This is a genomic window from Candidatus Beckwithbacteria bacterium (assembly GCA_012797845.1).
GTDB lineage: Bacteria > Patescibacteriota > Microgenomatia > UBA1400 > UBA1449 > JAAZOH01.
The window spans coordinates 14,592-28,575 of the sequence record JAAZOH010000025.1; the positions used below are offsets into that span (position 1 = coordinate 14,592).

13 protein-coding genes are annotated in these 13,984 nt (G+C 36.3%); all 13 read right to left on the bottom strand.

The window, feature by feature from the left end:
- Nucleotides 1-9 precede the first annotated feature (9 nt).
- The 13 genes from GYA49_03360 to GYA49_03420 all read right to left on the bottom strand — a co-directional run bounded on the left by GYA49_03360 (nucleotide 10) and on the right by GYA49_03420 (nucleotide 13,971).
- Nucleotides 10-1,491: a glycosyltransferase family 39 protein gene (locus GYA49_03360; GenBank protein NMC36060.1), complete on the bottom strand. Its 1,482-nt coding sequence runs from the start codon at nucleotides 1,489-1,491 to the stop codon at nucleotides 10-12.
- A gap of 2 nt (nucleotides 1,492-1,493) precedes the next feature.
- Nucleotides 1,494-3,107, bottom strand: a complete 1,614-nt coding sequence (locus GYA49_03365) for a hypothetical protein (GenBank protein ID NMC36061.1) — start codon at nucleotides 3,105-3,107, stop codon at nucleotides 1,494-1,496.
- On the bottom strand, nucleotides 3,091-4,008 hold the full coding sequence (locus GYA49_03370; GenBank protein NMC36062.1) for a glycosyltransferase family 2 protein: 918 nt from the start codon (nucleotides 4,006-4,008) through the stop codon (nucleotides 3,091-3,093). The genes GYA49_03365 and GYA49_03370 overlap by 17 nt, the downstream gene beginning before the upstream one ends.
- Nucleotides 4,005-4,460, bottom strand: a complete 456-nt coding sequence (locus GYA49_03375) for an RDD family protein (GenBank protein ID NMC36063.1) — start codon at nucleotides 4,458-4,460, stop codon at nucleotides 4,005-4,007. Before GYA49_03375 ends, GYA49_03370 begins: the two co-directional genes overlap by 4 nt.
- A gap of 3 nt (nucleotides 4,461-4,463) precedes the next feature.
- Entirely contained in the window at nucleotides 4,464-5,060 is a 597-nt protein-coding gene (locus GYA49_03380; GenBank protein ID NMC36064.1) for an acyltransferase, read from the bottom strand.
- 2 nt (nucleotides 5,061-5,062) lie between these two features.
- Complete coding sequence (locus GYA49_03385; protein NMC36065.1) at nucleotides 5,063-6,202, bottom strand: glycosyltransferase family 4 protein; 1,140 nt, start codon at nucleotides 6,200-6,202, stop codon at nucleotides 5,063-5,065.
- Entirely contained in the window at nucleotides 6,199-7,542 is a 1,344-nt protein-coding gene (locus GYA49_03390) for a hypothetical protein (GenBank protein ID NMC36066.1), read from the bottom strand. The genes GYA49_03385 and GYA49_03390 overlap by 4 nt, the downstream gene beginning before the upstream one ends.
- Nucleotides 7,539-8,828, bottom strand: coding sequence for a hypothetical protein (locus tag GYA49_03395; GenBank protein ID NMC36067.1), 1,290 nt, complete (start codon nucleotides 8,826-8,828; stop codon nucleotides 7,539-7,541). The genes GYA49_03390 and GYA49_03395 overlap by 4 nt, the downstream gene beginning before the upstream one ends.
- 8 nt (nucleotides 8,829-8,836) lie before the next feature.
- The gene (locus tag GYA49_03400; protein ID NMC36068.1) at nucleotides 8,837-9,139 is read right to left on the bottom strand and encodes a hypothetical protein; all 303 of its coding nucleotides are present in this window, start codon (nucleotides 9,137-9,139) and stop codon (nucleotides 8,837-8,839) included.
- A gap of 191 nt (nucleotides 9,140-9,330) precedes the next feature.
- Entirely contained in the window at nucleotides 9,331-10,461 is a 1,131-nt protein-coding gene (locus tag GYA49_03405; GenBank protein NMC36069.1) for a glycosyltransferase family 4 protein, read from the bottom strand.
- Nucleotides 10,458-11,897, bottom strand: coding sequence for a hypothetical protein (locus GYA49_03410; protein ID NMC36070.1), 1,440 nt, complete (start codon nucleotides 11,895-11,897; stop codon nucleotides 10,458-10,460). The genes GYA49_03405 and GYA49_03410 overlap by 4 nt, the downstream gene beginning before the upstream one ends.
- Nucleotides 11,894-12,718, bottom strand: coding sequence for a glycosyltransferase family 2 protein (locus GYA49_03415; protein ID NMC36071.1), 825 nt, complete (start codon nucleotides 12,716-12,718; stop codon nucleotides 11,894-11,896). Before GYA49_03415 ends, GYA49_03410 begins: the two co-directional genes overlap by 4 nt.
- A complete protein-coding gene (locus tag GYA49_03420; GenBank protein ID NMC36072.1) occupies nucleotides 12,715-13,971 on the bottom strand; it encodes an oligosaccharide flippase family protein in 1,257 nt (418 codons plus the stop codon). The genes GYA49_03415 and GYA49_03420 overlap by 4 nt, the downstream gene beginning before the upstream one ends.
- Between the last annotated feature and the right edge of the window lie 13 nt (nucleotides 13,972-13,984).

The window sequence follows — 13,984 nt, forward strand, 5'->3', positions numbered from 1 at the left end:
AATCCCAAACTACATGCTAATGACGTCTAGAGTCGAAGAATCATCAGGACTAGCTTGCTCTTCCTGACAGGTTTGGAGATCAATAATTACAAATTTTTCATTTCTAATCAAAGTCTGACACCGATCCAACCAGTAGTTAGTTTGATCATCATAATTGACTGAAACCAGATAATCTGCCCCATCTTGCTTGATCCACTGCCACATAGTTTCTACGACATCAAAATCAGTCCAACCATTGCGTTGTGTTTGATACAAAAAAGCCGGATCTTTTTGATAAGGCGCAATCACCCGCGCATCTTTGGGAGTCAGCTGATCTACTGCTTGGCCTGCTTCAATAATTTCAGGATGATTAATATTAAAAAATCCTCTTGTTTCATACCAACCAAAAGCTAGCATTAAAAGCACTAAAACTAAAGCTACAAACCAATTGATCATTTTCCCCATAAAACCGACACCATTTTTAAGTAAGAAATCTACTCCCTTGGCCATTAAAACACAACCAACCGGCACTAATGGTAATTGGTAGTAATCGTGAGTTACATTTCCCCGGGCAAAATAGGTCATATAAATAATTACTGCCAATAGCCAAAATTCAAAAAACCAACCTTCTTTTTTAATCCGATTACTAACCAAACCAAAGAAAAATAAGACAAAACCACCGGTTGCAAAAATTAGTCGGTTCATCCGCTCAAAAATCAGCCACCTGAAAAAAGCTCCAGTAAAACGGATATCACCTTGATTAATCAGCCAACCCGAACCAAACATGCCTTCGGGGTGTTGATTGATATGAAGACGCCATAAAGCCAATGGAATCAAACCTAAGGCTAAAATGATATACAGACCTGGCTTTTTAAAAGCTTTAAGCCGGAAAGCCCGGATAACCAAATAGCTGGCCGGCAAAAGCAGAACAATAGCATATGGTTTGGTTAGCATCGCCACTGCCCAAGCTAAACCAGTCAAAATAGCATAGCTGATTTTTTGTTTATAAACCCACAAACTTAAAAAGTATAAGCTAGCAATAGAAAAACAGATATGCATAGGATCAGGCATCACGACCCGACCGTAATAAATATTGAAAGGCAAAATAGCAAACAAAACTGCTGCTAAAAATCCCACTCTGGCATTAATCAGTTTTTTGGTCAGAAGATATAAAAAGACAGTTGCTAAGCTAGCAAAAAAGACTGAAACTAGCCGAGCATAAATAGTATTAATTCCAAACATCTTGTAGAGAATAGCTACAATAGCGTTGTAAACCGGAAATTCATTTAAAAAGTAGCGCTCCGGATTGGGCAAGCCATTCATGGGTAGATAGTTATGCGCCTTAGGATAAAGTAAATTAATGCCATTTTGAGCCATATCCCGAGCTACTGCTGCCGTATCTGACTGACGCCAGGAATGCCAGTCAGCAATGGGATTATCGATTTTATAAAGCCGAGGTATAAACGCTAAAACAAAGAGAAATACCAGTACTAATATTTGTGAAAGTTTCATAACTACTTTGTTTTTTTATGATTTTTTTTATCTTTAAGTGTCAGCAAAGCTAATGCCAAAAATAACCCCATAAAAGACCAATAAGAATACGCTACTTTAGAAGACTCAAACACATCAATATACATAGCATTGATAATAAGTCCGATACTAATACCAATACCGGCTGCAAAGAGTCCATAATAGAGTGGTTCGGAACTTTTTCTAAAAGCTTTGTAAAAAATGGCAATTGAAAGCCCAAAGATAGACATAAAAGTAATAAAGCCCAAAAGTCCTGTTTCACCCAAAAGTCGTAAATAGTCATTATCAGTTGATTCGGCTGGAGTTTGTTCCCAAACCACAGCTTTGACCAAGGTTGAATAACCAGTCCCTAAAAGCGGATTTGTCTTAAAAGCAGCAATAGCTCTGGGCCAAAGAGTATCTAATCTAATACCAGTTGATAGACCATACTTTAAGGCATTTTCTGAGTAATCTGCATGAACCACGGCTGAAGCAGTAGCTTCGGCTGAACTTGTCGCTTCTTGTACATAAGGGTCTTCATATACATCGTCTGGACGAGCTTTAACTTGAGCAGCAACTGGAGTAGGAGTTGGCTTAACTGGAGATGGTGGTACATCTGATTGAGAAGCTACCATGGCCAGTTGTTCTTCCAAGGGAATGTCATCTCGAAGCTCAATCGCATCTGGTGGAGGCGGCCTTAGGGCTTTATTAAAATCAGTTTTTAAATCTTGTAGTTTAATAACCTGAGCAAAACGCTCTGACATCGGCCCAATGGTTAGCATGATAGACATTGAAACAAAAACAATAATAAATAAACGTTTACCAGCCCAAAACCAACCCTTTTTAAAAGCTAAGAATAGAAACAAAATAGATACCGAAGCCAAAAAAGCCATAAACGAAGTTCGCGAAGCTGTCAAATTAAGCAACCAATATTCACACAGAGCGATAAATAATAGAATAGCTGACAACCACCATTTTTTGATCGTAAAAGCTATACCAATAACAATAGTCAGCGTTAGCATAATATAAGCTGCTAGATCATAGTGACCACCAAAGGTTGATAAAACCCGGGCATGCTCAGAAAGATACAAAACGATTCCTTTGGAAAACTCCCGATTCATAGTTGAATACGCTGGCCAATAGAGGTATTTCTGGCCAAAACCATAGACAAACACCCCTACTACTGTGCCCACTAAAGCCGTCAGGTAGTATTTGATCTGTTCCTTAGTAGAGATAGCGCTATAGAAAATGAAAAACAGTGAAAAATACTCAATTCTTCTAAAGTAGTGTAGATACAGTTTGAGAATTTGGTAGGTTTCGGTGGTAACTGTCTGGGTAATAAAAATAGCTGACAGCGTTGATAAAAGTCCAACTACTAAATAAGCCAGGATTGGTTTAAATAGCGGAATTTCTTTCAGCTTTATCTTGCCTCGCAAAACATAAATTCCCCAAATTAAAAATGAGAACAAAACTAAAAAATCCTCAAGTCTAATCCGGACAATATATCCAGGCAAGACATCAAACATAGGCCATTTAGGATAGAGCGGAATAAATACAATCAGCATCAAACTGATAGCAAAGAGCAAATTGTCATCAATTAATTTAAGGATTTTGTTCATAGTTTTTTGAATTTTCCAGCAAAGCCCTATACACCTTAGCTTTGTCTGGGCTTATGATAGCAAAAAGGACGCTGCGCAACAACGCCCCCCACTGCAAAGCAGCTGCCAAACTATCTCGTTTTTTAGGAAAATGTTTTTGATAAAAGTGCCACAATCCCTGATATTCCCCTTGAATAGCTTTGGCAAAACCATCTTGCGAAGAACCACCTTTAGCATGAACTAGCTTTATATTAGGATCAAAAATAATATTGGTGTTTTGTTTTTTAGCCCGAAAACATAAGTCAACTTCTTCACCATACATAAAGATTGATTCATCAAAACCACCAATGTTATTAAACAATTCTTTCGGCATTAACATAAAGGCTCCAGTCACCCAATCAACACTACGTCTTTTTTTATAAAAACTGGCTCGACTTTCCTGATAAGATTTGAGTAGTGAATCAATAATTGGCAGGTCATCAACAAACAGCATCTGCAACCAAACTCGGATAAGTGTCGGAGCAAAACCAGCTGAAGCTTGAATGCTTTGATCGCTATTTAATAGTTGGGCGCCAATAATTGTATTGGTAAAATTTTCTTTTTTATCGCTTTGTTTTAATAAAAATGTTTGTAAAGAATTATCAATCAAATAGGCATCGGAGTTTAGCAACAAAATCAAATCACCACTGGCCTTAGCTACTCCCTGATTATTAGCAGCTCCAAATCCAACATTCTTTTTATTGGCTATGATTGTAACTTTAGGAAAATTCTTTTTGACATATGCTACCGAGTCATCACTTGAGGCATTATCAACCACAACAACTTCAAATTCAATCTTGGGCAAGTATGTGTAAAGAGAATTTAAACATGTATCCAAAAGCGCTTTGGTATTGTAGCTGGTAATGATAATTGAAAGTTTCATGAAGACTTCGTTTTTACTACCCAGGTTCGGGCGACTAAATCTTGCAGGGCTCGGTTTTTGAAATCAATTACCATAATCAAAATAAATAATCCGGTACACATAAGCGGAGCATACCAAGCATTACCGGTAAATTGCAATAAGGCGTAGAGTAATACTAAACTGGCAATAGCATTGGTTAAAGACATAACAACAATCTGCGGCAGAATGAGTCTGCCATGAAGAGCCACAACTTTGATTTTAAATATTTTTTTACCTAAAGTTGCTCCACTATTTAGGTAAGTTAACCCCGCATCATAGACTAAAAAAATTGACAAACCTAGCATTTGTTCAGCCATAGTATTTTTCACTGCAAAAAATAAAATAAAGGACAGTAAAGCAATAATACAGCCATCAATTACATCAGCTAGAAAACGTTTATACACCGGGGCTTTGGACAGATTTTGTTTTTTCATACGTTATTGAAAAAGCCTAGCTCTACCTAAAGTATATGCTAATTTTTGTTCTTTGCGCATCCGGATTTTTTTAGCTGGCACTCCTCCAACCACCGTCATTTCTGGTACGTCTTCGGCAACCACTGCTCCAGCCGCTACTATGGCTCCTTTACCAATCGTTACACCTGGTAAAATAATGGCTCTTGGCCCAATAAAAACATAATCATGAATAATAACCGACTTTTCAATGGGCTTAAAATCAAAACTATCAATATCATGTTGACTGTTGTAAATCATCACCTCAGAAGCAATATCCACATGATTGCCAATTTGCAGCTTGTCCCGACCATCTAAAAAAGCCCGCATACCAATAATTGTGTCTTCGCCAATGGTGATATTGGCAGGTTTGAAAAAATTAGCCTTAATATGGATAACAGAGCCTTTGCCGATTTTGATTCCAGCTAGCACGTAGAAAAATTTGCGAAACCAAAACAAAGGCACGCAACTCACAAAACGAAGTATCATCAGCTCAAAATCTAAAATCCAATTATAAAAACGGTTGATAATTTTGTGGCCAGCTTCTTGATTTGATAATGGTCGACCCATGCGATCTTTAAACATAATTATTTCCTAGCAAGATGCTCTAAAACTGTTAAGGTTTTTTGAGCGCAATCTTGCCAGGTAAATTTTAGAGCTTGAGCTCTACCTTTAGCCTGAATTTCTTTCAATCTATTCACTGATAATTGTAACACGGACGAGGTAACTTGAGCGATATTTTGGGCGGATTTAGGATCGTCAATATAAAAAGCTGCCTCGCCTCCGACTTCTGGTAAACTGGAAACCCGGCTTACAATTACTGGTACATCTAAAGCCATAGCTTCTAAAACCGGCAAGCCAAAGCCTTCATACAGACTTGGCAAGATAAAAGCCTGAGCATGCCGCAATAGCTCATATTTTTCAAAATTACTCACATAGCCAGTAAAAATAACTTCGCTGCGAAGTTTTAAATTTTTGACTTTAGTAAAAATCTCATCATAAAGCCAACCTTTTTTTCCAACAATGACTAGCTTCAACTTAGGAAATTGTTTTTTTAAAATAGTAAAACTATCAAGCAAAGCACTTATATTTTTTCTTGGCTGTAGTGTGCCCACATAAATTAGATACGGCCTGGTAATTCCCAAGTAGGCCTGCAAGTTTTTAAAACTATTGTCTCCTGGTTTTTTAGAAACTTTTAACGATAAACCCGGATAGGTAACCGTAATTTTTTCTGGATTAATTCGGTAATGTTTGACAATATCATCTTTAGTGCTTTGAGAAATGGCCAGAATATGACTGGCTTTTTTAACAGATCTCCTAGTCCATGCCTTAAGCTGCCTTAAATCACTCCCTCTAAAATCATCAGGAAACATAAGATAAGCCAAATCCATAATGGTCACTACAGTCGGAACTGATGAAAACCGAGGGCTATAATGACCAGGCGAAAAATATATGTCAGGAGCTTTACCAGATAATTTTTCCAAGGTAAGTTCCAATGGTAAGCGCCACTGTGTCCAGGCTAAACTTGGCCCAAAGGTCTTATAATCCCAATTCGTCAATATGCCCGGTAATGTAGTTTGCCGGTCTTGCTTTAAATACACTCGAACCTGTTTAGTTTTATCTACTCTAATCAGCTCATGCAAAGCCGACAATAATTCGTAAGCGTAGACATTGGAACCGACGCGGTTCTGGACATTGGCTTCATTGCCATCTATTCCTATGATCATAGTTTTATGTTTAGTTTATCGTAAATATTGGCCAGAACCAACGGCAGGCTTAAAAAAACTATTGGCATATACAAAACTCCCCAAGCGTGATTCCAATGGCTGGTTCCGATTACTAGATAAGAAATTGGCAAAATAAAATATGGCAAAAACCAAGCACTATATTTTTGCAAAGAAAGTAATAGGCCAACAATAGCCACAAGATAAATTCCTAAAAAAATTCTAAAGGCATAAAGTAGATATTCCCAAGAACCAAAAGCAAACGTAGTCATAAAAAGCGCGGCGCCTTCACCATGAAAGCGAAGTTTAAATGTCGAAGCGTTTTTAGCTAGTGGCACTAGCTGAGCTATTTCAAAAGTATGAATGATAAGCATTCCTGAAAAAGCCAAAACCGGAATCATATAGGCAAAACGCTTAGGCCATTTTTTGACCAGAGCTATCAAAGCAATGAGACCAATCGGAATCAACAGTAATTCCCGACTACAAACAGCTAAACTGAGCAGCAAAACTGTTAGCCAAGTTTTTTGTTTTATAAAAGCCCAACTAGCCCAAAGCGTAAAGCTAATTGCCCACCATTCGATTTGCAACATAGTCCAATCTCTAGCCGCAAAATGCAGATAAGGCAATAAAAGATAAGGAAAAACAATTGAGACAAACTGGAGCTTAGCCGGCAAAAGTTGTTTAGCAATTTCATAGATGGCTATTAAATTTAAACTAAACATGAGTAATAATTCAAAATGGATGGCCAGACCATTTTGAATAGGAATCAAACGCCACAAATAAAAAACTGTTGGCAGACGCCATCCCCAAACATCGCGAGGCCCTTGTGTAGGCACACTGTGATATTTGAAAGCTTCCAGATGAGCTTGGTAATAATTTTGTTTTTCCATGTTGTAATAGGTTTTTAAATACAAACCCATATCATGGGTATAGGTACCATTTTGAGGATTGGCACTAAGGTAAGTTCGCAGTTGACTAGAATTTTGCCAGCTAGTTAATAGAAAAACTAACAAAAGTCCTGTCAATAAAATTTGAGGATATTTTTTAAGGTAAGCATAACTAATTGAAACCAAGCTAAGAACTAAACCAGCTATAAGCAAAATAGGAAGTGCTTTAATTTCAAGATTGGCAAATTGCTGGTCAGCCAAATACGCTAGTCCTACACCAATAAAATAAAACCATAGAGGTAGTTTTAGTTTTTTTAAAAAAAACAGTAAAAGTGTCAAAGAACCGGCTAACCCTAGATACATATCAAATTGGCCATTGGGATTAACTAACCCTAAAAAAACTAGGGCTAAAAGAGCAAATTTTAAAATTATAGTTTTATATTTATTTTTACTCATTTTTTCGTTTCAATTAGTTTATACCCCAAATATAAGACACTTGGATATATTTGCAAACTAAGCCTGTAAATTGAAGTAGAAATATTAGTTGCCTGATCTTCTGGAGTTAAATAATAAACTATTAAATATGAGATTAGTTGTCCAAGTAGAATCAGAAAGCATAAACGATATTCTTTTGATGAAAGGATTTCTTTAAAACCTATAATAAAACCATATAATATTAACCACCAACCTAATCCCCATCGATAAAGCTGTCGCCATTCTTCACGAAAAGCGTGCAAGCTATATATAAGCGAATCTTTTAAATCTCGATTTAAAAGCTCTAAATGTAGTGCATTATTGATATAACGATTATCAAACTGATAGTAAGCTTTCCATGTAAAATTCCCAATTATAAAAAGAAGTAAGGCTAACCAAGCTGTAATTTTTTCTTGAAAAAAATCTTTTCTATAAACTAATGGGGTTAAGACTAAAAATAATAAACTTGCTGGCAACAAATCATTTTTACTAATTGTAGTAAAAAATAAAAACAAAACAGAGTGTAAAAAATTCTTTTTAATAATCTGGGAAATTGCTAAAAGGAGAAAAAAACTGGCTAACAAATCTGCATTGCCAACATATTCATTCCAAATTACGTTGCCATACAAAAATGGTGTAGTTAATAAAATGCTAAACCAAAGTATTGAATGAATTTTTTTAAGTTTTATTTGCTGCAGAAATATTAAAATAATAGCTATCCATATACTTAAAACTAATACTTGACTATAGTATTCATTAGCTTTGCCTAGAAAAAAATATATCCAAGAAATGCTCAAAGGCCATAAAATAGGATGATCAAAAGGCCAGAAAAAGTACAGATTAAATCTACTAACACTACCATCAAGCCAAAATGCTCGAGCTCGAGCTAACCAGATACTATAAGCATCATAACCCCAAACATTAGAAAGCAAACTAAGATAGCTAATAAACAAAATAAATACAGCTAATGATAAAATCGGAATTAGTTTTTTGGCATCTAGCTTTAATGTCAATTTAATCTTTTTTTGTTTTTTCTTGTATAGTAGTAAAACCCATAAAGTAGTAAGGATAAAAAATGTTAGAACTAAGCTTTGTTGTAATTTAATTTGAGCAAGACCTAGTAAGATTTGCATTAAACCAACTATCCCAAGCCCCAAGCCAAAAAAACTTGAAAGGTTGATTTGTTTTTTATGTAAAAAATAAAAATTTGTTAAATATCCAACTTCCCAAAAACTTATGATACTTAGTAAGGTTAAAATAAAATCCATATTTTGAATTACTTTTTAAGATAAACAAAGGTGTTATATCTGTTATAGATTAATTTGTACTTTAATAGGTTTCTTTTTTTAAATTGTGAAATTAAAATTTGGCATTGATTTACATTTGACTGATTACTCTCAGCTATCACTTTGACTTGTTGCGGATACAGTTGATATAAAAGATATTTTACTGGCAAATCCCAAGACCAAAAAATACATACTGAATCGCTTTTAGAAATTAAAGTTCCTATATCCTTAGCTACCAAGTTTTGAGCCATAGTGTCTCTTTCAATTATTTGATCAACCAATGTAGGTTTCATAAAACTTTTTGGCAAATATTGGATTAGAAAATAGATATTTATCCCTATGCCAGCAAGTAAAACTAAAGTAATAATCAAATTTTTTAATCTTGGCAAAATAAAAACACACAACAGGGAAGCAATTAAACTTAAATAAAAAAAGCCTAAAAAAGTAAAAATCTTTTGAAATAAATAAAACATGAATAATGTTACTAATACAATAGCCCTTGGTAAACTTTAAGGGTTTTTTTAGCACAATCTTCCCAAGTAAATCGTTTAGCTTGAGCAATGCCTAAGCTTTTCCACTTAGCTTGTTCCTCTGGATTGGTCATCAAATATTTCATGGCTTGATTAAGTTTAAGAGCGTCTTTAGATGGTACCATGATGGCTGCTTTTCCGGCAACTTCTGGCAAGCTGGAAACATTACTGCAAATTACCGGCACTCCAGCTGCCATAGCTTCTAAAACCGGTAAACCAAAACCTTCATACTCCGATAAGTAAATAAATCCAGCGGCTTGGCAGTAAAGAATTTTTAGTTCTAGCTCACTGACATAGCCTGTCTCAACCACATAACGCCTTTGATCCGAGCTCACAATTTTAACTTCTTTACTCCAACCGCTTTTACCAGTTATAACCAGTTGGGCTTTACTATATACCTCTGGCTTAGCATGAGCTTCTAAAATAGTTTTTAAATTCTTGCGCGGCTCTTTAGTCCCCACAGTTAAAAAATAAGGCTTGCGAATTTGATATTTTAAAAGAGTAGCCGCTACTTGTTGCTCATTAAAATCCTGATCAAAAAATTCTTCTGAAACTCCTTCATAAATGACAGCCACTTGTTCAGGCTTGATAAAAGCATATTTGATAATGTCATTCCTAGTTGCCTGAGAAACGGCAATCACCCCATGACACTCTTTCTGTACCCAACCAAGGCGCCTGGCAAAATTCTCTCGTAAAACTGGATCATGATATTGTGGGTACAGCATCGGCGTCAGATCATGAATGGTAGTCACATTTTTGGCGGAAGTCGGTGGTTGTGTCCAATCCGAACTATGAAAAACATCGCACCGGCCCATAAATTTTTCAATCGGCTTACTATGGTATTGATTCCAAACTACCTGGGCTAGTTTAGGGGGAAACAGTTTGTAATAAATTTTATAGTTGTGCCGATTTTGTGGCAGAGTTTTAGCAAAAGCTTCGATTTCTTTTTTTTGCCGAAACACCCCGGCAAACAGCTTATACTCGTTATTCCAATCAAGTAGTAATAAGTTTTTGACCAGTTCTCTGGTATACCGGGAAACGCCGGTGCCATAGGCAATTTGAGAAATATCAATACCAATAATCATAAAGCTTGGGCATGAAGCCCTGATGGATTTACTAAATATTTTACAACCAAATCACCTCGGAATGTTTTACTAGAAATTTCCTCAAATCCATACTCCTGAGTCAAAGTAATTTCTGTTTTATTTTGTGAGTCAAAAATAGGTTGGGCATACGTAATCAGCCAAACACTGGGCAAGTATTTAATTTCATCAATGTTTTGATAATCAATGAGCGTATGTTTGCCTTGGTCATAGTACGCAAAAGGGGCATCTACTGAGCTAATCATGACCACATACGAAGAAGCTTGTTTGCCATCAATAAAAGCTACCAATGATTTCCAGTCTTCACGATGCAAACTAGCATCAAATAGATAAAAGCTGCTACTCACAATATTGAGTAGCAGAAAAACACCAAAGGCAATTTTTTGTATATCTTTTTTAAAAAATTGCAAACTAAACACAAAAACTAGGTAAAAAGCCGGAAGGACAAAGAGATAACGGAAGTACGATAGTAAAGCAAGTTTAATTGATAAAACTATACCTAAACTAATTGGACCGACTAGCCAAGCCAGCAAAAACAGCAGTTTTTTATCTTTGACTAACTTATTTTTTACTAAAGCCTGCATTATCACGATTACATACGCTATTAAAAATAGCGCCAAAATCAAGACAAAACTAAATGAAGTTTGCAAATCAATTCTCCCTAGTAAAAATTTAGCCGGAATTAAAAGCAGATTTTTAAATGATAAAGCTCCCAAGCTTTGCCAAACTGGCAAAGCAGTTGATACCTTTGCAGCTAGAATTACCTGAGTTTTCAAAAGTGGCAGCAAAGGAATAATTGAAACCAATGGCAGTAAAGTAGCTAAGGTTCTTTTTTTATCTTTTGTTAAAACCCAAGTTAGAATAATCTGAATTGGCCACAGCAGCCAAGCCACATAATGTGACCATAACAGTAAACTAGTAACGATAATATAGCGCCAAAGAGACTTTTTTTCTTGTATATATTGCCATAAACTTAGCATTGACCAGCTAGCTAAAAAAGTGGCCAGCATATATGCCCTTGCTTCCTGAGAGTAATAGATCAGTAGTGGACTAGTAGCTAGTAATAAACCCCCGGCAACTTGTAATTCGATTTTTTTAGGAAGCATTTGTTTAAGCAACGTAAGCCCAAACCAAACTACCCCAACTCCCAGCAAAACCGATGGTAACCGTAGGGCTATTTCGCTACTGCCAAACATTCTCACCCACCCCCAGAGCAAAATATAGTGCAGTGGCGGATTAAAATCCCCAGGCATAAATGAGGTGAAAAGCTGAGGCAGAGAATTATCGCGGACCGCCAAAGCTTCAATCGCTTCATCCAACCAAAGCGATTGATTTATATAAGGCAATCGAAGCAGTAAAGCTACTAATAGCACTACATACATGCCATACGATTGCAAAAAGTGCTTCCATCCTTTCATACTGCCTTTCTCGAAGCTCCGCTCATAATGCCACTTAAAATTCCTAAATCGTAGATAATTTTAAAGTTAAGCATTCCCATTTCTTTGTATGTAATCGCCTTAACCAAACCTAAAAATATGGAAACTGGCATAGTAGCTCGCAAGCCAGCTACAATTTTACCAACAATGCCAAACTTGCGTTGTCGGCCCCCAATCCAAAGTGCCTGCCAAAAAACTTCCTGCATACTGGCCGGATTGTAGTGGTAATATTTGGCTTTAGTTTTGACTGGCTTATAGCCTAATTTTTCCGACAACGACCAGGTGTCGGTATAACCGGTATTACTAAAACCACCAACTCTATCGAATTCTGATTTTAAAATAGCTCTAAAATCCCGGAGCATCATGTCTTTTTCATCAATCCGTTTGCGGGTTTTTAGACCTTGCTCAAAGTTCCAACACCGGGCCCAAACATTATTCCAATTAGCTACATACTCTTCTGTGGAAATCGTACCTTTTGCCAAACCTTGTTCAATTGGCTCAATTAACTGTTCTAAAAAGTCTGGTTCAAACTCCATATCACCATCCACAAAAACCAGAATATCGCCTTTAGCCTTTTTAGCCCCAAAATTCCTGGCTACTGCTGTCCCACTATGCTTTATTCTAAAAAATCTAAATGTGCCGTTTTTACTTTTTAGTTCTAAGTTTTTAGCTTTTTTGAAGCTGCCATCATCAACTACAATAATTTCAAATCTAGCCTTTTTTTGGCATGCTAAACTTTCTAAGCATTTTTTTAAATATTGGTCTTCGTTGTAGGTAGCAATGATAACTGAAACTAGTGTCATAAATCTTTATGTAGCCAAAAGTACGCTAAGTAATTGCCTATCATACCAAGACTATTCATGGCTAGCAAACTGTAAGCTGGTCCAAACATACCATACTTTGGAATAAGAAGTAAATTTAATAGAACTAACCCTACTAGTTGTACTAAAGATATTCCAGTTACATATTTAGGTTTTTTGTAAAAATAAACCACCGCATTAGTAGCTGGAATTGATAGCAGCAAAGGAATGTTGGCCAGTACTAAAAAACGAAATACGGCAATAGCTGCCAAAAAATCTTCACCATAGGCAATGGAAATAATTGGATAAGCTAAAACTAGGAGTAGCATCATAATGGCACTAATCCCAAACCCGATGAGTAAAGATTTGCGAAAATAAGTGCCAGCTTGATCTTTGCTGGTAAAACTGGCAAAGCGGGGTGAAACCACAGATGATAGTGAGGAAACCACCAGTGGAAAAATACTCATAAACCGAGCGGCGGCGGCATAGATGCCTGTAAAATATAATGTCGACAACCAAGGCAGCATCATTACATCTAGTCGTCCATATAAATTGGCAAAAAAGTTTTGCGCTGCTAACCACTTACTAAAACCTAATAATTTGGGTATGAGCTTGGTCTTAACCCTTCGAATTTGCAAATAATCACCAACCATGAGTTTTCCAACTACAAAAGCCACTAAATAAGCAATGACAATCGACCAGAGTGCCAGGGTGATATTTAGACGAGCATAGAGCAAGAAAAAAACACCAATTACCAATAGTCTTGCCACACTAAAAACATTGTCTAAAATTGACCGACTCCAAAAACGCTGTAGTGATTGCAATAGTGCTAATAAGAAAATATTAATAGTGATAATTACAATTATCAAAAACACCAAGCCTGAAAAATCCTGATTATGCCCCCAAAGTTTAATGAGGAAAAAACGGTACAAGCAAGACATAACTAGAGCAATTATGATTGAGCTTGCAAATACACTAGTCAAACTGGTGCTGCTCCAGGTTTTTTTGCGCGTCCTGGTTTTAAACCCTGATATAAAAGCTACTAAACTTTGATTGATGCCCAAATCAGCCACAGCTGATAAAAAGGTCGTAAAACCAATAATAGTTGAAAAAATCCCAAACCGTTCTGGCCCTAAATTGCGGGCAATTAGAAAAACAAAAATAAATCCTAGCGCTGACGAAATCCCACTACCACCCAAAACAATGAGCGCATCCATGGCAGTCTTAGACTTGAGCAAAGAAAGGTATTGCTTCATGGGTTTATTGTAA

What these genes read in the sequence shown, in the direction of transcription:
- GYA49_03365 (NMC36061.1), bottom strand. Translation starts at nt 3,107, where the DNA reads ATGAACAAAATCCTTAAATTAATTGATGACAATTTGCTCTTTGCTATC.
- GYA49_03370 (NMC36062.1), bottom strand. Translation starts at nt 4,008, where the DNA reads ATGAAACTTTCAATTATCATTACCAGCTACAATACCAAAGCGCTTTTG.
- GYA49_03410 (NMC36070.1), bottom strand. Translation starts at nt 11,897, where the DNA reads ATGAAAGGATGGAAGCACTTTTTGCAATCGTATGGCATGTATGTAGTG.
- GYA49_03380 (NMC36064.1), bottom strand. Translation starts at nt 5,060, where the DNA reads ATGTTTAAAGATCGCATGGGTCGACCATTATCAAATCAAGAAGCTGGC.
- GYA49_03360 (NMC36060.1), bottom strand. Translation starts at nt 1,491, where the DNA reads ATGAAACTTTCACAAATATTAGTACTGGTATTTCTCTTTGTTTTAGCG.
- GYA49_03420 (NMC36072.1), bottom strand. Translation starts at nt 13,971, where the DNA reads ATGAAGCAATACCTTTCTTTGCTCAAGTCTAAGACTGCCATGGATGCG.
- GYA49_03415 (NMC36071.1), bottom strand. Translation starts at nt 12,718, where the DNA reads ATGACACTAGTTTCAGTTATCATTGCTACCTACAACGAAGACCAATAT.
- GYA49_03395 (NMC36067.1), bottom strand. Translation starts at nt 8,828, where the DNA reads ATGGATTTTATTTTAACCTTACTAAGTATCATAAGTTTTTGGGAAGTT.
- GYA49_03375 (NMC36063.1), bottom strand. Translation starts at nt 4,460, where the DNA reads ATGAAAAAACAAAATCTGTCCAAAGCCCCGGTGTATAAACGTTTTCTA.
- GYA49_03385 (NMC36065.1), bottom strand. Translation starts at nt 6,202, where the DNA reads ATGATCATAGGAATAGATGGCAATGAAGCCAATGTCCAGAACCGCGTC.
- GYA49_03390 (NMC36066.1), bottom strand. Translation starts at nt 7,542, where the DNA reads ATGAGTAAAAATAAATATAAAACTATAATTTTAAAATTTGCTCTTTTA.
- GYA49_03405 (NMC36069.1), bottom strand. Translation starts at nt 10,461, where the DNA reads ATGATTATTGGTATTGATATTTCTCAAATTGCCTATGGCACCGGCGTT.
- GYA49_03400 (NMC36068.1), bottom strand. Translation starts at nt 9,139, where the DNA reads ATGAAACCTACATTGGTTGATCAAATAATTGAAAGAGACACTATGGCT.